Here is an 18,805-nt window from a genome sequence, read left to right on the forward strand (position 1 = left end):
GCACCTCCTCGGCGCGCAGCTTGGCCCTGGTCGGCCTCGGGGTGGGTCATGCTCGTGAGAATTCCGCCCCAGGGGGGGGTGGGTCATGCTCGTGAGAATTTCACCCGACGGGGTGGGTCATGCTCGTGAGAACGGGTGGGTCATGCTCGTGAGAAATGACATCCGACGGCCTGCCGCTTCCTCGGGGCGATCCGTGATCGCGGGGGGGAACGGGATGAGGCGTCCCGCCTGAGCGACCGCGCCTGCGAGTCTCCCGGGGATTACCAGATGTACTACGCGGGATCCTCCAACTGCAGGGCCACCGGCGACCGGTACGAGATCCTTGGCACGGCCGCGTTCGAAGCCGAAATGCCCAAGCTCACCGCACTGGAGCGGCGGCTGAGCACCTGCTACTACCTCGACATGGTCGCCCGCAGCGGTGTGGGAGACATCTCGGCGGCTCTCGTCCCGCTGGCGGCGCAGGCCCACTTCAAGAAGGCTCGCCGGGCGTGGTCCGATGGTTGTCGCTGGGAGCTCGATCTGGGCGCCTGCCAGGGTCTGCAGGACAAGTACCGAAGCTGTCTCGAGGACTACACGAGCTACTGCCGCGGCGAGTCGACCGGCCTCGCCAAGGCCGAGCTCGAGAAGGTGCAGGCCTGCGAGTACATGCTCCGGATCCTCCCGGAGGACATCGCCAGCATGGACCGGCTCAAGGAGCAGGCCAAGAGCGACGCCGATTCCGTAGCCTCGGTCAAGGCGAACATTTGGCGGATGCGCGCCCAGGCCGAAGCGTCGGTCCAGCAGGCATGGAGTCAGTTCGCGGTGGACTTTTCGCAGCAGCTCTCGACCGCGGCGGTCCAGATCGCGCAGAACGAGCAGACGATCGCCACGGCTCGAGCAGCGGCGGCGCAGCGGCCGGCCGCCCCGGCGGCCGCGGCAGCTCCGTCCGCCCCGGGCCCCGCGCGGCCGCCGTCGGCATCAGCGGCCGGCCCCGCTCACAACACCGCCACGTGCCCCGCCGGGCAGCGTGAGGTCGCGCCCGGGAAATGCGCCTGCCCGAGCGGCTTCCAGTGGAGCGGAAGCGCCTGCATTGAGGTCGCCCTCGCGCCAGAGGCCAAACCGCCACAACCGACTTCGACCTCCGGTCCTTCGGCGTCTTCGCCGCAAGCCCCACAGCCCGCGCAGAGGCAGCCGGACTGCACGGGCATGCAGGGCTGCCTCGAGATCTCTGGGCCGTCCGCGGAAGAGTCGAGCTACTGCAAGGTCAATGAGAGGGGGGAAAAGACCTACCTCCCGTCCGTCAGGAACAAATGCAGCGTGAAGCTCGCGTGCAAGCTGTGCGGTAGCTACCAGAATGGTTTGCGCGACTGCGTCGAGTGGTACTGGGAACCTGGAGTCACCCACGGCGGGTGGGCGAGCCCACTGGTGTGGTGCGACACGACCGCCGTCGTGGCCTGGTGCGTACGCGACGAAGAAATCGAGAATCGCTCGTGCCTGGCGGAGGTCCCCTAAGAACCTGTCAAAGGTAATTGGGTAGTTGGTGTCATCACCCGCAGTACGCATTTACTTGATTGACCCCCATCTCTTCGACTTCCTCGACGGACCGTTGTGGCGGGCGACGGTTCGCTGATCTAGAATCACTGCGGGTGCATCGAATGGATCGGGACCGACGAGATCTCCTGCGGATGCTCGCGTGCGCGGCGGCGGCGTGCCCGATCGCGGCGGCGGCGCGCGCGGCGGCGGAGGAGGGCGGGGAGCCGCACCGGGCGCTCTTCTGGGAGGCCGCGGGCGACGGGAACGTGCGCTGCAAGCTCTGCCCGCGGGAGTGCACGGTCGCCGACGGTCAGCGCGGGACGTGCGGCGTGCGCGAGAACCGCGGCGGCGTCTACTACACGCTCGTGCACTCGCGGCCGTGCTCGATGCACGACGACCCCATCGAGAAGAAGCCGCTGTTCCACTTCCGGCCGGGCACGAACGCGTTCTCGCTCGCCACGGTCGGGTGCAACCTCGAGTGCCGGTTCTGCCAGAACTGGGAGATCAGCCAGGCCTCGCCCGAGGAGGTGCCGAGCGACGACGTGCCGCCCGCGCAGATCGTCCGGCACGCGCAGCGCCTGGGCTCGCGGTCGATCGCGTTCACCTACTCCGAGCCGACCGTCTACAACGAGTACGTCCGCGACGTGTGCGACGCGGCGGCCGGCACCGGGATCGGGCGTGTGGTGATCTCGAACGGCTACATCCAGGCGCAGCCGCTCAAGGAGCTGCTGCCCAAGATCGACGCGATCAAGATCGACTTCAAGGCGTTCAGCGAGTCGTTCTACTCGGACGTCTGCGGGGCGCACCTGCGGCCCGTGCTCGACACGCTCGTCCGCATCCGCGAGGCCGGGAAGTGGCTCGAGCTCGTCATGCTGACGATCCCGACGCTCAACGACGATCCGGCGGAGGTGAAGGCGATGTGCCGGTGGATCGTCCAGAAGCTCGGCCCGGACGTGCCGGTGCACTTCACGCGCTTCCACCCGATGTACAAGCTCATGAACCTCCCCTCGACGCCGGTCGCGACGCTCGAGCGGTCGCGGCGGATCGCGCTCGACGCGGGGATCCGCTTCGCCTACTCGGGGAACGTGCCCGGCCACGAGGGCGAGAACACGACCTGCCCGCAGTGCAAGGAGTTGCTCATCCGCCGCGCGGGCTTCAACGTGGTCGAGAACCGGATCGCGGGCGGCAAGTGCCCGAGGTGCGGGTACGTCGTGCCTGGGGTGTGGAGCTGAGGGTCAGGAGCTGACGGGGTTCGCGGGCTCGTCGCGGCTCACGGTTTGTCGTTGCCGCCGCCCTTGTCCTTGTCGTCGCCGTCGATCCACTTCTGCTTCGCGTCCTTGGCGGCCTTCTTCGCGTCCGCGAGCGCCTTCTTCGCGGCCTCCTCGGCCTCCTTCGCGGCGTCCTTGGCGGAGTCCTCGACCTCCTTCGCCTCGTCCTTCGCGGCCTGCGTCCCTTCCTTGGCGGCCTCGGTGGCGGCCTTCTCGGCCTCCTTCGTGGCGTCCTTGGCGGCCTGCTCGGCGTCCTTCGCGGCCTTCTTGGCGGCGTCGGCGGCGTCCTTCGCGGCCTTCTGCGCCGCGGCCTTGGCCTCCTTGGCCTTCTCCTTCGCGGCCTCGGCGGCCTTCTCGGCGGCTTCCTTGGCCTTCGCGGCTGCTTCCGCGGCGGCTTCCTTCGCCTTCTCGGCGGCCGCAGCGGCCTTCGCCTTCATGTCGGCGAGCGCGTCCTGCCGGGGCGTCCTCGCCGGCGCGGCCGGCGCGGGCTCGGCGGCGGGTGTCGGCGCGACGTCCGGCTGCGGCTGCACCTTCGCGGGCTCCGGCTTCTGATCCTCGACCTCCTGCACGTGGACGACGCAGCCGCTCAACCAGGCGCCGGCCAGGGCCGCGGCGCCGCCTTTCACGATCAGACTCTTCAACGTAATCATCCTTCTCTCCTTCTTCGGTTGATACCGAAAATCCATTTCGCAGATCGATTCTCCAGCGTCCCCAAGAGACTACCGATTCTGACGCCGTACGCCAGACAAAATTCTCCCTGCCCGAAGCGCCGGGCGGCCGGCCCGGACCTGATCTTCCCCATTGTCATGGGTCCCGGTCGTGTGGTGAGGTGTCGGTTGAAACGGGCGGCAGCAGGAGGCGTTCGAGATGAGCGACACGGGAAGAGAGCGGTACAGGCTGAAGCACCAGGTGCGCGTGGTCACGGCGACGAGCCTGTTCGACGGCCACGACGCATCGATCAACATCATGAGGCGGCTCGTCCAGATGGGCGGCGCCGAGGTGATCCACCTCGGGCACAACCGGTCGGTCGCGGAGATCGTCGAGGCGGCGATCGAGGAGGACGCGCAGGCGATCGCCGTGTCGTCGTACCAGGGCGGCCACAACGAGTTCTTCAAGTACATGCGCGACATGCTCGTCGAGCGCGGGGCCGCGCACATCCGGATCTTCGGCGGCGGCGGCGGCGTGATCCGGCCCGACGAGATCGCCGAGCTCGAGGCGTACGGCGTCGAGCGGATCTACGACCCCGAGCACGGGCGCACCATGGGGCTCGAGGGGATGATCGACGACCTGCTCGCGCGGTGCGACTTCCACACCGTCAACGTGCCCGGCTCGGACGACCCGACCGACCGCGGCGCCTCGATCCCGGATCCCGCGAAGGTCACGACCGCGGATCCGGCCGCCGTGGCGCGGCTCATCACGATGACCGAGATGGGGCCGGAGGCGTACAGGCTCGTCGCCGAGGGGATCCGCGCGCGGGCGGCCGCGGCCGAGGCGCCCGTCGTCGGGGTCACGGGCACCGGCGGCGCCGGCAAGAGCTCGCTCCTCGATGAGATCGTGCGGCGCGTGCGGAACGACAACCCGGACAAGTCGATCGCGATCCTCTCCGCCGATCCCTCGAAGCGGCGCACCGGCGGCGCGCTCCTCGGCGACCGCATCCGGATGAACGCGATCCACGGGCCGGGCGTCTACATGCGCTCGCTCGCCACGCGCGGCTCCGGCCACGAGCTCCCGGACACGATCCGGGACGCCATTGACGTCGTGAAGGCCGCGGGGTTCGACCTCGTGCTCGTCGAGACCTCCGGCATCGGCCAGGGCAACACCGAGATCGTCGACATCGCGAACGTGTCCATCTACGTGATGACCTCGGAGTTCGGCGCGCCGACGCAGCTCGAGAAGATCGACATGATCGACTTCGCGGACATCGTCGCGATCAACAAGTTCGAGCGCAAGGGGTCGGAGGACGCGCTGCGCGACGTGCGGCGGCAGATGCGGCGCTCCAAGAACTCCTTCGACGTCCCGCTCGAGGAGCTGCCGATCTTCGGCACGATCGCCTCCAAGTTCAACGACGAGGGGGTGAACGGCCTGTACGCGGGGCTCGTCGAGGCGATCGCGCGCAAGACGAAGGCCGCGTTCGCGTGCCGCCTCCCCGCGGAGCGGATCGCGCGCACCTCGAGCCAGAAGTCGCTCATCCCGGTCGAGCGGATCCGGTACCTCGGCGAGATCGCCGACACGGTCCGCGCGTACAAGGCGTGCGCGCGGGACACCGCGAAGCTCGTCCGCACGCGGCAGCACCTCGCCACCGCGAAGGCGGAGCTCGGTGGCGCGTTCGCCACGCCGATCGACAAGAAGATCGCCGATCTCGAGGGGCGGATCCCGGACGAGGCGCGCGCGCTGCTCGACGGGTGGGGGGGCCTCCAGGCGCGGTACCGCGGGGACGTCTTCAAGTACACGGTGCGCGACAAGGAGTTCAGCGTCGACCTCACGAGCGAGACGCTCGCCGGCACCAAGGTGCCGCGCGTCGTCGTGCCCGATCTCGCGGATCACGGCGACCGGCTCGAGTACCTCATGCTCGAGAACGTGCCGGGCGAGTTCCCGTACACGGCGGGCGTGTTCCCGTTCAGGCGGCAGGGCGAGGATCCGAAGCGGCAGTTCGCGGGCGAGGGCGGGCCGGTCAAGACGAACACGCGCTTCCACTACCTCACGGCCAACGACCCGGCAAAAAGGCTCTCCACGGCGTTCGACTCGGTCACGCTGTACGGCAACGATCCGGACGCGCGGCCCGACATCTACGGCAAGGTCGGCGACTCCGGCGTCTCGATCTGCTCGCTCGACGACATCAAGAAGCTGTACGCCGGGTTCGAGCTGTGCGACCCGAACACGTCGGTCTCGATGACGATCAACGGGCCGGCGCCTATCATGCTCGCGTTCTTCCTGAACTCGGCGATCGACCAGCAGGTCGACGCGTTCACCCGGAAGGAGGGCAGGGCGCCCGGCCCCGACGAGCTCGCGAAGATCCGGGCGTGGACCCTCGCGACCGTGCGCGGGACGGTGCAGGCCGACATCCTCAAGGAAGACCAGGCGCAGAACACGTGCATCTTCTCGACCGAGTTCGCGCTCAAGATGATGGGCGACATCCAGGAGTTCTTCATCCAAAACAACGTCCGCAACTACTACTCCGTGTCGATCTCCGGCTACCACATCGCCGAGGCGGGCGCGAACCCGGTGAGTCAGACCGCGTTCACGCTCGCGAACGGCTTCACCTACGTCGAGTACTACCTGTCGCGCGGCTTCCCGATCGACGCGTTCGCGCCGAACCTGTCGTTCTTTTTCTCCAACGGCATGGACGCGGAGTACACGGTGATAGGGAGGGTGGCGCGCCGCATCTGGGCGATCGCGATGCGCGAGAAGTACGGCGCCAACGACCGCAGCCAGAAGCTCAAGTACCACATCCAGACCTCGGGCCGCTCGCTGCACGCGCAGGAGATCCAGTTCAACGACATCCGCACGACGCTCCAGGCGCTGCTCGCGTTCTACGACAACTGCAACTCGCTCCACACGAACTCCTACGACGAGGCGATCACCACGCCGACCGAGGAGTCGGTGCGCCGGGCGATGGCGATCCAGCTCATCACGCTCAAGGAGTTCGGCCTCTCGAAGAACGAGCACCCGTGGCAGGGGTCCTACGTCGCGGAGGAGCTCACGGAGCTCGTCGAGGAGGCGATCCTGTCCGAGTTCGTGCGCATCTCGGAGCGGGGCGGCGTGCTCGGCGCCATGGAGACGCAGTACCAGCGCGGCAAGATCCAGGACGAGTCGATGCTGTACGAGCACCAGAAGCACACCGGCGAGCTGCCGATCATCGGCGTCAACACGTACCTCGCAGCGGACACCGCGAACCTCATCCCGCGCGACCTCGAGCTGCGCCGCGCGACGGACGAGGAGAAGCACGAGCAGATCGACAACGTGCGCGCGCTCCAGGAGCGCAACGCGGCGAAGATCGCCGAGTCGATGGCGAAGCTCAAGCAGGTCGCGCTCACGGGCGGCAACATCTTCGAGCAGATGATGGAGACCGCGCGCTACGCCTCGATGGGCCAGATCACGACCGCCCTCTACGAGGTCGGCGGGCAGTACCGCAGGAACATGTAGGGGGACCGCCGTTCGCGCGGCGTCCGAGATCGTTCCCGACCATCGCGTTTCCTCTCTGTGTTACTATGGCGTTGTCCGAGGGAGGGCGATATGGACCCGAGACGACTGCTCGCAGAAATCCGCGCCGCGCTCGAGGAGCGCTACGGGCAGCGACTGCACAGAGTCGTGCTGTACGGTTCCCTTGCGCGTGGCGACGAAACGCCCGATAGCGATCTGGATCTTCTCGTCGTGCTGTCCGACTCGGCGGCACAGACGGGAGAAATGAGGAGCGCCGTCAACGCCGTGTACCCCGTTCTGCAGCGGCACTCCGTCTTCCGGCCGCTGCACGTCGTCGTCGCGGCTCGGCAAGACTACGAAGACGGCGGAATTGCGCTTTATAGGAACGTCCACCGCGAGGGGATCGCGGCATGAGCGAAGAGGCCGCCGCCCTCTGGCTTCGGGCCAAGTCCGATCTCGAAGCCGCCAAGGCTCTGTCCGGTCTCGGTTTCTTCGACGCGGCTGCCTCGCGCGCTTATTACGCGGCGTTCAGCGCGGTTTCGGCGCTCTTCACGCAGCGCGGTCTCGCCTTCCGCAAGCACTCGCAGATCGAGAGCGCCGTGCATCGCGACCTCGTCCACGCCGGGCGCTGGGAGATCGGTCTGGGTGCCGACTTCTCCTTCCTCCGCAGCTTGCGGGCAACCGGCGATTACGGCGCCGCCATGCACGTGATCGGCACGGATGCCGAGGCGGCGGTCGAGTCCGCCAGACGCCTCCTCGCCGCCGTCTCGAACGAGGAACCGGCCCTGTTTCCGCTAGACGAAACGGCGTGAGCGCTGGCCGCGGCAGCGCTGAGAGCTCGAACTCCCTTTCGCGCGCTGTGCCGTCGCGACGCGATGTTGTAGAATCTCCCAGATGAGGGCGATGCGAGACAATAGGTTGATGGCGCTGGCGCTGGCGCTGGCTTTGCTCGGGTGCGGCGGGGCGGGGAAGGTGGCGCAATCCGCGCAGCCCGAGCAAACCGCGCAACCCGCGCAGCCCGCGCAGCCCGCGGTGGGCGCCGAGGTCGCGGCGGGTGGCGGGGGCGCGGTGACGGCGATCGATCCCCGTTGCGCCGGGCTCGATGGAGAGGCGCGTGCGGTCTGGAGCGCGAAGATCCGCGGCGAGCTGGACTTCTCGGTCCGGATCTTCGAGGGCGAGATCCTCGCCGCCGAGGCCGAGCTCGCCGTGGACCGGCTGGACGAGTTCACGAGCGCCTGGGTCGAGGCGTCCGAAGGGGCGTGCCGGAAGCACGCCGAGGCGGGGACCCTGGACGGCGAGGAGCACCGGGCGCTCGCGGCGTGCCTCGATCGCGCGCTCGAGACGCAGCGGGCGATCATCGCGGCGATGAAGACCGGCGGCAAGACCGCGATCGCGCAGGCGCAGACGCTCCCCGAGGTGATCCGGCGCTGCTCCGGGGAGAACGTCGGCGCGGGCGCGACGACCGACATGCGCGACAACCCGTTCGGCGGGGAGCCCTAGTAAACGGAGAGCTCGACGTCGTCGACGACCCAGCCGGTTTCCGCGCCGGATCGATCCGAACCGACAAGGAAGCGGGCCCTGAACCCCTCGGTCTTGAACGCGTCGCCTACCGGAACCGCGACCTCGGTCCACACGTTTCCCGGGATCTCTCCGGACCACGCGGCGTGGGTGTCGATGTCGGCGACCTCGCCGCCGCACGGGCCGCTGTAGTCGCCGTCGATCGTCCCCGTGTAGGCCTGCGACGGGGTGACGTCCTGCCACGTGAGGCCGCCGTCGTCCGACAGCTGGACCGTGCCGCCGTCCCGCCAGAAACCCGACGAATTGGGCTGGAACCTGTAGTGGTGGTGGAACACGAGCTCGACCGTCTGCGGCTCGCCGTCGCACACCGAGAGGTCGATCGCCGGCGACACGAGCTCCGCGGAAAGACAGCTGAGGTAGTCTCCCGAGAGCGTCGTCGCGAAGCACGACGATCCCGAGTGGCAAGCCTGATCCAGCGGATCGCCGAGCTGCCAGGGATCGGCGTCGTCGTCGAGCGCGCCGTGGGAGAACCCCTGCTCCCCGGATTCGAAGTCGAAGACCATGGCGGCGTCGGCGCAGGTCTCCGGGGTGATCTCCGTGTCCGCGTCCGTGTCGGAGTCGGTGTCGGTGTCGGAGTCGGTGTCGGAGTCGGAGTCGGAGTCGGTGTCGGTGTCCGTGTCGCTGCCCGTCTCCGAGTCGGTGTCGGGCGGGAGTTCCGACTCGTCGGAGTAGCACAGGCCGTCGCCGGAGACGTTGCAGATCCAACCGGGCGGACAGTCCTCGTCGCTCTCGCACGCGAGCTGGCCCTGGGGCGGGTCGACCGAGCAGCCGCAGAGGAGGGTCAGGAGCACGGGAAGCCGGACGGTTCGAATCGCCATCGCGTGTCTCATGATCAGAACCTTCCTGTTATCGTCAGGCCGACCGGTCCCGGTGCGACCTCGACCTCGACCGCCTCTTCGGCGCCGTCTTCCTTCTCGCTCTCGCCGCGGCGTCCGAGCGCGATCATCAAAGCACCCGCGCCGGCGAGCACGCCGGTCATGACGAACATCGCGGCCGCGCCCCCCCCCAGGCCCTTCATCTCTTTCTCGCTGGCTTGGAAGGTGTCGTAGTCGGGCGCATTCTCCGCGTCTCTTTTCGCGGAGCCGGCCGCGGCCGCCAGCACGATCCCCACGACGAGCGCCGCTCCGGACACGGAGACCGACACGATCCCGGCGGCGCGCAGCTTGTTCGCCTTGGTCGTCCCATCCTCCGGCGCGACCGGCGCCGGTTGCGGCTCTTCGGCCGGCGGCGGCGCGACGGGCTCGGGGGGCAGGATCCCCTGCGCCCGCTCGAGCGAGGTCACGAGATCCGAGAGCTCGTCGTCGAACTCTCCGCCGGGGTGCTGCTCGCGGAACTGCTTGAGGCTCGCGGTGGCGGCCGCCTTGTCCTCGACGAGGTTCGTCAGCTGGGCAACGTTGAAGACCGTGTTCCTGTGCGGGCTGAGGTACAGCGAGCAGAGGAACGCGTCGAGCGCCTCTTGGAACTGCGCCTTCTTGACGGCCTGCTCCCCCTTCACGAACCACCTGCCGGCCCAGCGCTGGGCGCGCTTCTCCGCCGCGGGCTTCGCGGGGCACACGTCGTCGCTGTACTCCTGTGCGCCGCCGATCGCGGGAGCGAGCGCGAGAACGGCGAAGATGACTGCCGCGAGCTTGACCACCTCATCCTCCGAACGGGTTCGACGCCAGCCCCGCCGCGTCCTTCGGGGACGCGGGCTCCTTCTGCGGGCCGGGTTTCGGCTTCTTCTTGACCGGCGGCTTCGCCGCGGGGGGCGGCGACTTCGAGTCGACCGACGGCACCGGGCGCGCGCTCGAGGCGGCGGGCTCGTCGGCCTCCTCCCGCACGGGCGCCGGGGGCTCCTGCGGCACGGGCTCCCGAGCGACGGCCGCGGCGGGCTCCCGAGCAGCGGCGCGCAAGGGCGCCTCGCGCGGCGAGGTCGTCGCCGTCGAAGGCGCGTCCTCCCCTCCGGCGAGGAGGGCGATCACGAGGACGATGGCGGCCACCGCGGCCAGGCACAGCGCCGCGATCGCCACCTTTCTCTTGTCGCGAGGTGACAGCGCCGCCGCGCGTCTTCCGATGGGCACCGGCTCCGGGGGAACGGACTTGAGGAGCTCGATCTCCAGCGCGCTCTCGAGCTCCGCGGTGATCGCGCGGGCCTGGGCCGCCCGGATCTCCTCCGCCGTCGGGCCCTCGGCGGCGATCGCCACCGCAGGGGTCGGCACGGGCGGCGGAGCGGGCGGCTTGGCGGGCTTCGGCGCCGCGGCCACGAGCGCGCTCGTCTGCTCGTCGTGCTTCTCGGCCGTCGCCAGCAGGTCGCCTATCACCGCGCTTGCGGACTGCGGCCGCTTCTCCGGTTCCTTGGAGAGCGCCGCCCGGATCGCGCCCACGAGCTCCGGCGGCATCTTCGCGGCCTCTGGCGGGAAGATCGGGTCCTTGAGGAGGATCTTCCCCGATATCGTTTCCTGATCGTTGCCGTCGAACGGCGGGCGCCCGAAGAGGCACAGGTACAGCAGCGCCCCCACGGCCCAGAGGTCGGCTCGGCGATCCACGCCGCCCTCCCCGAGGATCTGTTCCGGGGCGAGGTACCGCACGTTTTCGGGGAGCGAGTCGGCGCGCGCGCCGCCGGGGTACAGAAGGCGGACCTCGAGCTCGCCCTTCTCCGTCTTGTCCACGAACACGTTGTACGGGTTCAGGTTGCCGTGGAACGTGCCCAGCCCGTGGATCGCGTCGAGCGCGGAGAGGATCTGCAGCGCCGTGCCGGCCGCCGGGCCCGGGTGCATCTTCCCGCGCGACGCGACGATCCGGGCGAGGCTCTTGCCGGTCGGGGCGTCGCTCGTCACGAACCGCTGCGAGGCGTTCGGGAAGTACGACTGCCGGTGCGCGAGGACGTTCGGGTGCTTGAGCGCGGCCGCGTCCTTCTCGCCCTCGAGGCGCACCCCCTCGGCCAGCGCGAGGACGATGACGTTCTGGTTGGTCGCGACGTCGACGGCCGCGTAGATCGAGCCGGCGAGATCCTCGGACAGCCGCTCCCCGAGGCGGAACTTTCCGGCGATCGTCTTGCCGGTGAGGATCCTGTCCATCGCAGCGCCCATTCGCCTCCCCTGCACGGCCTTCTCGTCCTTCGTAATAGACTATTTCCTTTCGCGTTAGGGGTCGAAGAGAATTTTCGGACACGCGGGCGCTCCCGCGTCGCTCGCGCCGGTTGATCCCGGCGGCGCGAGCGCGGACAATGGCGGCGTGAAGATCGACTGCCACGTGCACATGCTCCCCTTCGGCGGGCGCTTCGGGGGCGCGGTCGCCGCGCGGGGCTACCGGGCGATCGGCGCCTGGGTGCTGCGGCGCAGGCTCGGGCTCGGGGGCGTCGCCGGCCCCGAGGAGCGGGAAGGGCGCTACGTCGACCTTCTCGCGGCGGCCGTGCGCGCCTCGGAGCTCGATCGCGCCGTGCTCCTCGCCCTCGACGCCGTGCACGACGCGAACGGCGGGATCCGGCTCGACCGGACGACGCTCTACGCGCCCAACGACGCCGTGTCGCGCACCTGCGCCCTGCACCCGGACGCGTTCCTTTACGGCGCCTCCGTGCACCCGTGCCGCCGCGACGCGCTGGACGAGCTCGATCGCGCGGCGTCGTCGGGCGCCGTGCTCGTCAAGCTGCTCCCGAACAGCCAGGGGTTCGATCCCGCGAGCCCGGCGCTCCTCCCGTACTACAGGAGGCTCGCCGATCTGGGGCTCCCGCTGCTCGTCCACTGCGGCTTCGAGCACACGCTGCCCGCGATCGATCAGGCGTGGGGCGATCCGGCGCGGCTCGAGCCGGCGCTCGGCGAGGGCGTCACCGTCATCGTCGCGCACGCGGGCTCCGCCGGCCGGTTCCACAGGCGCGAGACGTTCGGCGCCTTCCTCCGGCTCCTCGAGCGGCACCCGCGCTGCTTCGGGGACACCGCGGCGCTCGCCAACTTCTGGCGCGCGAGGTACCTCTACGAGCTCCTCGATCCCGAAAGGCTCGAGCGCGACCACGGCGTCCGGCTCGAGGATCCGCTCTCCCGCTTCGTCCACGGCTCGGATTTCCCGGTGCCGACGACCGCGTTCTCCTTCTCTGGCCGCGGCGCGAGGGGCGCGCTCCGGCGGATCCGCGCGCTCGGGAACGAGCTGCAGAGGGACATCGAGCTGAAGCGGCTCGCGGGCGTGCCCGACGCCGTGCTCGAGCGGGCGGCCGGGATCCTCCGCCTGGGGAATGGAGCGGCGTGAATCGGTGTTGTTCCGATCCGAGCGGCCGTGCTACGGGCTTAGTCATCGACGCGATCGAGGGATCGGCAAGGAGCGCAACGTGAAGAAGTGGATCGTCGCTGCAGGGGTGGTCGCCGCCGCGGTCGTCGTGGTGATCGCGGTGACGAGGCCGTGGCCGAAGGACGCGGGCGCCGGCGCGGGGGGGGCGGCCAGCGAGGAAGAGCTGGCCCAGCTGCAGGCCCTGAACGAGAAGGCGAAGGCGGCGTCGGCCAAGCTCTTGGAGGCGCGCGCCAAGATGAAGCCGTTCGATCCCGAGACGCAGCGGGCGCCGTACCCCAAGCCCGAGCCGACCGCGGCGGAGAAGGCCGCGGCCGAGGCGGCGGAGCACGAGCACGATCACGCGCACGGCAAGCGCGATCCGGCGGACCTCGCGCGCCACGAGAAGGCGAACGACGTCGTGAAGGCGAGCGAACTCGGCGTGCGCGAAGGCGCCTTGAAGCGCCCCGACTCGAAGCCGCGGTGGGACGCGCCGGCGCCGCTCGACTGGGAGCGCCTGGGCAAGCTCTTCACCGGGTTCTCGATAGGCTACAAGGTGGGCGGCGACTTCACGGAGGACGTCGTGCGCGAGCTCCACGGGGCGGCCGTCGAGGTCGCGGGCGCGGTGCTGCCGATCGATCCGCCCGAGGGCGCGATGAAGCGGTTCTGGCTCGTGAAGGAGGACGCCGCCGAGGCGGCCTGCCTTTACTGCGCCCCGCCCGCGCCCGGCATCGTCCTCTACGTCGACGCGTCGAAGCTTCCGCTCGAGCTGAGCGCCGAGGACAGGAAGAGGATGTACGCGGACGTCTACCCCATCCGGGTGGTCGGCCGCCTCCTGCTCGGCCCGAAGAAGACCGACGACGGCATCGAGTACCTGTTCGGGCTGGAGCTGAAAGAGTGGAGTCGGGAAGACGACTAGTACATCAGGCCCGAAGTTCCTTCCGGAATTCCCGAGCACCGAGCACAGAAAGAGCCGCGTTCCTGAGGAGGCCGCAGGCCGTCTCGAAGGGCGCGGCCGGGTCAGGCGATCGGCTCGTCCGTGAGAAGGTGAGAAGGTGTCGTAACCTTCCAATTTCCAATTTCCGGCGGCCGGGCGGAAATGCGGTTGATCGAGTGAAGTTCGGTGTCGTCGACGAGTACGGCAAGGGGTCGAGCGTGCGCCAACAGAAGTCGCCGCTGGTGCTGGCTCGGAAAGAGAGAGAAAATGGAAATTGGAAGGCTACGACACCTTGTCACACCTTGTCACCTTGTACGAGGTGCGAATAGCGATGTGCCGCGTTAGAATCGACTGGTCGAGATATCTTTTCAGCAGACGAACACGGGGAGGGCCGCTGACATGGAGACGCTGAGGTTGTTGGCGACAGTGGCCCTCTTGACCGTATTTTCCGGCTGCTCTTCGGATCGACGATCGTCTTCCGCTCCCGACTGCGGCTGCGACGAGCCTGACGGTGGCGAGTGCGTGGACACGGATCCGCCCGACCCGGACGGCGGAGTTCCCGGATGGAGGATGACCTGGGCCGTGCAGGCGGGATCATCGACGGAGTACAACATGGTCGGTGAGGAGATCGCCTGGGACCTCGAACCGTTGTCAGAAGGATCGGTGGCGGTTGCCGGAAGGTACCTATACGAAGCGGTGTTCGGGGCCGGCGAGCCGAATGAGACAATTCTCCCGCATTTCAGCCCATTGGTGGATTTCGAAGACGAAAACAATTTCGTCGCGCTGTACGATCGGGAAGGATCGCTCATCTGGGCGAGGGGGTTTGGAGGCGCTGGGGTCGATGCCGGAGCACGAGGCATCAAGCAGCTCGTCGACGGTTCGTTATGGGTGAACGGAGCCTACGGCGAGGAAGTGACGTTCGGGCTGGACCAACCCACCGAGACGGTACTTGTCCCGGGAACGTTCGACGAACCTGGCTTCTACTACAACCATGCGCTTGCCTGGTATTCGGCGGCTGGGGATTTTGAACGCGCCATCCGCGCCTCCGACACAGCATACAGTTCGACGTTGGGCGGGAGCGCCATTCTCCCAGACGACTCAGTCGTGGTTGCGGGCTGGTTCTCGGTCGGGATCGCCTTCGCCCCGGGAACGCCGGAGCAGACGATCTTCACCACGCCAGACTCGGTAGATGAGGACGTGGTGGTGGCCCGCTTCACGTCGGACGGCACACTGCTCTGGGCGAGGCGGATCACGGGCGCCGGCATGGATTACAGCCACAGCGTGGTCCGCTTGCTCGGCGGAGACATCCTCTTGAGCGGTACCTACCAACAAACGGTCCTTCTCGGAGAGGGTGAAGAGAACGAGACGTGGCTCACGTGCGAGGAATTCGAACCGGACGCCGGCCTCGACGATGACGGAGAGAAATGTCCGTTCCTCGCTGCGTATTCCGAGGACGGTGCGCTCCTTTGGGCCAAAGACCCGGGATTCCGTTGCGCTTCCGCCAGCCGCACACCGCTCGTCGCCGCTGCTCCGGACGGTGGGTTCGCCGTCTCCGGCGGCTTCGTCGGCACCGGCGTGCTCGGGCAGGGCGAGCCGAACGAGACGGCCATCGGTCCGACATCGGGAGAGGACTACGATGTTGTCGTGGCGAGGTACGACGATGACGGCGTCCTGCTCTGGGCGAGGCAGATCGTCGACGAGACGGATTTTATCGAGACCTCACACTACAGCGCTCATCCGTTGGCGTTCCTGGACAGCGGGGAGCTGGCGATCGCCGGATGCTACATCGGGGCTCCGCAATTCGGCCTGGGCGAGCCGAACGAAACCGTTTTGCCGGAATCGAACGACATCCAGTTTTTCGTCGCGCTCTTCTACCCCAACGGCAACCTCTCGTGGGCGATCGAACAGGGCGGCCCGAGCGGTAGGGATGTCGCATCGAGCGTCGCGGCGTACGGCGACAGCACCTTCTTCGTCGGCGGGTCGTTCGGCGACACGGTGACGTTCGGCACGTCGTCCGAGGACGAGAAGACCATGACCTCCAGCGGCGACTCCGAGATCTTCGTGCTCAGGTTCGACCGGACGACGGAGTAGCCTTTCCCTCCAGATCCCCCCGGCCTTTCGCGCGTCCGAAACCCGGCAAACTCGAGGGAAGACTCCGCGGGCGAGCGGAGTATAATGTCGGTCTCGTTGTGAACAACCGCAGGAGAGGGAGGGCCCCATGAGCCGCTTTCACGCATCCGTAGCCATCGCGCTTTGCGCCGTTCTCGTCGTCGCGTGCGACGATCCGCCGCCCGAGAAGCTGCCGCCTCTGAGCGCGCGCGTCGAGCTCGCGTCGGGCGACGTCTGGCTCGTGACCGAGAAGGCGAAGTCCCGGCTGATCACGGGCGCGATGCTGCCCGAGAAGGCCGAGCTCACGGTCGGCGACGGGAGCCGGGCGCTCCTGCGGCTCGGCAACGGCACGGGCGTGTTCCTGCGCGGCGGCGCCGTCGCGTCGATCGGCGCGGGCCAGATCGAGCTCAAGAAGGGCGAGCTCTGGGCGGACATCCCGGCCGACGAGCGCGCGCTCGGGCGGTTCGTCGCGGGCGGGGTCACGGTCGCCGCGGCCGACACGGGCGTGGATCTCAAGCTCGCGGGCGGCGAGGTGACCGTGTACGTGGCGCGGGGGCTCGCGGTCGTCGAGGCGCCCGGCGGGCGCGCCGAGATCGAGGACGGTGAGCAGGCGCTCGTCAAAGGCAAGGCCGCGCCGCAGGTCTCCCCGGTCGCGTTCTGGGAGGACTGGACCGGCGGCATGGCGGACCGGGAGCTGCTCGCCGGCATCGGCGGCAAGGCGGCCGGCCGGATCTACGGCATCAACCGCGATCGCCCCGGCTCGCCGCCCGAGGAGCTGCAGATCGCGGCGCAGGCCGTGCGGATCTTCGTCCGCGACGGCGTGGCGCACACGACCGTCGACCAGCGCTTCTTCAACCCGTCGAGCGAGCCGCTCGAGGGGTGGTACTGGTTCTCGGTTCCCGAGGACGCGGCGGTGGAGCGGTTCGCCATGGAGGTGAACGGCGCGCTCGTGGACGGCGAGATGATCGAGCGCAAGCAGGCCGCGGCCGCGTACGAGGCGGCGGTCGAGGCGCGCGTGTTCGACCCGGCGCTCCTCGAGTGGGTGGACGGCCGCACGTTCCGGGCGCGCATCTTCCCGATCCCGGGCGCCGGCGAGCGCCGCGTCGTCCTCTCCTACATCCAGCTTTTGCCGCTCGCGGACGGCGTGTACCGCTACGTGTACCCCATGGGCGGCGGCGAGGAGACGCAGATCCAGGAGTTCTCCCTCGAGGTCGACCTCGGCGACGAGGGCAAGGAGATGGAGATCTCGACGCTCGAGGACGCGCGCATCGAGCAGGACCGCACCCGCGTGACGATGCGGCGCTCCGGCTTCACGCCGCGCTCGGACTTCCTGCTCGAGATGCGGCCCGAGGAGGAGCGCGAGCCGATGCGCGCCATGCGGTTCTCGTCCGGCCGCGACGAGGCGGACTACGTGATGCTCCGCTACGCGCCCGAGGTCGAGTGGGGAAAGGTCCAGGAGGTGCCGGGCGACGTGGTCGTCGTGCTCGACACGTCGGCGGGCGGCGACGACGCGGACCGGCGGGTCCGGACCGACGCGGTCGAGGCGATCCTGCGCGCGCTCTCGGCGGGCGATCACTTCGCGGTGCTCTCCGCGGACCTCGTGCCGCGCGTCCTGTACCCCGAGAAGGGGCTCGCGCCGGCCGAGGAGAAGCACGTGGCGGCGGCGATGGAGCGGATCGCGGACGTGGCCTCCGCGGGCGCGACGGATCTCGGCGCCATGTTCGGCGCCGCGCTCGGGCTCGTGCACGAGGCGGTGCAGCCGGCGGTGGTGTACGTCGGCGACGGGCTCGCGACCGTCGGCGAGACCACCCCGGACGAGCTCGCGGAGCGGCTGCGGCGGACGCTCGGCGACTCGAGGGCGCGGGTGTTCACCATCGCGGTCGGCGCGGACGCGGACACGGCGCTGCTCGAGCGGATCGCGCGCGTGGGCGGCGGCCGGTCGTTCCGCATCGACACGGCGGAGCAGGCGGTCCAGGAGGCGCTCAGGTTCGCGGGCATGGTGAAGACGCCCACGATCACGGACCTCGTCATCGACGTCGGCGCCGGGCTCGATCAGGTCTTCTCCACCGTCGCCGGCAAGGTGACCGAGGGCGAGGAGGTCGTCCTCTTCGCGCGGACGCACCACGCCCTGCCGAACCGGATCAAGGTCAAGGGCCGCCTGGGCGGCGAGGCGTTCGAGAAGGCGTACGACACCGAGGTGGAGAAGGGCGCGGGGATGGGCTACATCCCGGCGCTCTGGGCGCGCGCCTACCTCGAGCGGCTCATGGGCGAGGGGCTGACCGCGAAGCGCGGCACGGTCATCTCGCTCGGCCTGAGCTACGGCCTCATGACGCCGTTCACGTCGTTCCTCGTGCTCGAGAGCGACGCCGCGTACATGATGCAGGGGATCCAGCGCCGGCCGCGCTACCTGCGGGTGAGCGAGCTCGGCGAGGCGCGGGACGGCGTCGAGATCGCGAAGGCCGCGGCAGAGATCCCGCTCGGCCTGTTCGGCTGCTCGGAGATGCAGGCCGGGTCCGCGCCGGAGCAGGAGGTCTCGGAGGACCGCGTGCGCCAGATGCTGCCGTCGACGCCCGCGTCCGGGCCGTCGGGCGTCGCCTCGCAGACCGGCACCGCGGCGCCGTCGCCGACCGACATGCCGGTCGCGGCCGCGCCGTCGATGCCCAGGCGGGAGTCCGCGAAGAAGGGCGGCGCGGACGAGCTCGACGACCTGCTCGGCGGGGGGAAGATGGACCAGGCCGAGCGGAAGCCCATGGAAGAGGGGGCGATGGGCCGCGACATGAGCGGCGAGGCGACCGGCACCATCGGCCTGGGCCTGCTCGGCGCGATCGGCAGCGGCGCGGGCGGCGGCGGCACGGGCGCGGGCTACGGCCGCGGCGGCGGGGGCGCCATGGCCTCGGCGCCCAAGGTGAAGCGCGATGAGGCGTCCATGGGACGACGCCTCGCGACCGAGAAGCCGGAGCCAGCGACCGCCTCGCAGAAGGACACGCAGATCGCGGTCGGCAACCCGTACGCGGTCATCAAAACCAAC

At 69.3% G+C, this 18,805-nt stretch carries 14 protein-coding genes; 10 read left to right on the forward strand and 4 right to left on the reverse strand.

The genetic code is table 11. The features are described 5' to 3' along the window. Positions 1-267: 267 nt before the first annotated feature. Entirely contained in the window at positions 268-1,491 is a 1,224-nt protein-coding gene (locus tag M0R80_24895) for a hypothetical protein (GenBank protein ID MCK9462874.1), read from the forward strand. 143 nt (positions 1,492-1,634) lie between these two features. Then, entirely contained in the window at positions 1,635-2,744 is a 1,110-nt protein-coding gene (gene amrS / locus M0R80_24900) for an AmmeMemoRadiSam system radical SAM enzyme (protein MCK9462875.1), read from the forward strand. 38 nt (positions 2,745-2,782) lie between these two features. Here the strand turns inward: amrS and M0R80_24905 are convergent, their stop codons facing one another. Beyond that, positions 2,783-3,430 (reverse strand): hypothetical protein, encoded by a 648-nt coding sequence (locus tag M0R80_24905; protein MCK9462876.1) that lies wholly within the window; start codon positions 3,428-3,430, stop codon positions 2,783-2,785. Between the two features lie 217 nt (positions 3,431-3,647). Here M0R80_24905 and M0R80_24910 point away from each other — a divergent pair, with 217 nt between their 5' ends. From M0R80_24910 to M0R80_24925, 4 genes are all read left to right on the forward strand, one after another. Beyond that, positions 3,648-6,923 carry a methylmalonyl-CoA mutase family protein gene (locus tag M0R80_24910; GenBank protein ID MCK9462877.1) on the forward strand — a complete coding sequence of 1,092 codons (3,276 nt, stop codon included), beginning with the start codon at positions 3,648-3,650 and terminating at the stop codon, positions 6,921-6,923. 90 nt (positions 6,924-7,013) lie between these two features. Continuing rightward, positions 7,014-7,334, forward strand: a complete 321-nt coding sequence (locus tag M0R80_24915; protein MCK9462878.1) for a nucleotidyltransferase domain-containing protein — start codon at positions 7,014-7,016, stop codon at positions 7,332-7,334. After that, complete coding sequence (locus tag M0R80_24920) at positions 7,331-7,732, forward strand: HEPN domain-containing protein (protein ID MCK9462879.1); 402 nt, start codon at positions 7,331-7,333, stop codon at positions 7,730-7,732. Before M0R80_24915 ends, M0R80_24920 begins: the two co-directional genes overlap by 4 nt. A gap of 82 nt (positions 7,733-7,814) precedes the next feature. Then, a complete protein-coding gene (locus M0R80_24925) occupies positions 7,815-8,420 on the forward strand; it encodes a hypothetical protein (protein MCK9462880.1) in 606 nt (201 codons plus the stop codon). Here M0R80_24925 and M0R80_24930 read toward each other — a convergent pair. Genes M0R80_24930 through M0R80_24940 form a run of 3 tightly spaced genes read right to left on the reverse strand, consistent with a single transcriptional unit; the run spans position 8,417 to position 11,566 of the window. Then, complete coding sequence (locus tag M0R80_24930) at positions 8,417-9,316, reverse strand: hypothetical protein (protein ID MCK9462881.1); 900 nt, start codon at positions 9,314-9,316, stop codon at positions 8,417-8,419. The genes M0R80_24925 and M0R80_24930 overlap by 4 nt on opposite strands. 14 nt (positions 9,317-9,330) lie before the next feature. Further along, on the reverse strand, positions 9,331-10,134 hold the full coding sequence (locus M0R80_24935) for a hypothetical protein (protein MCK9462882.1): 804 nt from the start codon (positions 10,132-10,134) through the stop codon (positions 9,331-9,333). Position 10,135: 1 nt separating this feature from the next. Then, on the reverse strand, positions 10,136-11,566 hold the full coding sequence (locus M0R80_24940; protein MCK9462883.1) for a protein kinase: 1,431 nt from the start codon (positions 11,564-11,566) through the stop codon (positions 10,136-10,138). A 145-nt stretch (positions 11,567-11,711) separates the two neighbouring features. Here M0R80_24940 and M0R80_24945 point away from each other — a divergent pair, with 145 nt between their 5' ends. The 4 genes from M0R80_24945 to M0R80_24960 form a co-directional block, all read left to right on the forward strand. After that, a complete protein-coding gene (locus M0R80_24945; protein MCK9462884.1) occupies positions 11,712-12,716 on the forward strand; it encodes an amidohydrolase in 1,005 nt (334 codons plus the stop codon). Between the two features lie 79 nt (positions 12,717-12,795). Then, the gene (locus M0R80_24950; GenBank protein MCK9462885.1) at positions 12,796-13,650 is read left to right on the forward strand and encodes a hypothetical protein; all 855 of its coding nucleotides are present in this window, start codon (positions 12,796-12,798) and stop codon (positions 13,648-13,650) included. Between the two features lie 417 nt (positions 13,651-14,067). Further along, positions 14,068-15,759, forward strand: a complete 1,692-nt coding sequence (locus tag M0R80_24955; protein MCK9462886.1) for a hypothetical protein — start codon at positions 14,068-14,070, stop codon at positions 15,757-15,759. Positions 15,760-15,886: 127 nt separating this feature from the next. After that, on the forward strand, positions 15,887-18,805 hold a 2,919-nt coding region (locus M0R80_24960; protein ID MCK9462887.1), incomplete at its 3' end, for a VWA domain-containing protein.

It is taken from the genome of Pseudomonadota bacterium (assembly GCA_023229365.1).
In the GTDB taxonomy this organism is placed as follows: Bacteria; Myxococcota_A; Polyangia; order JAAYKL01; family JAAYKL01; genus JALNZK01.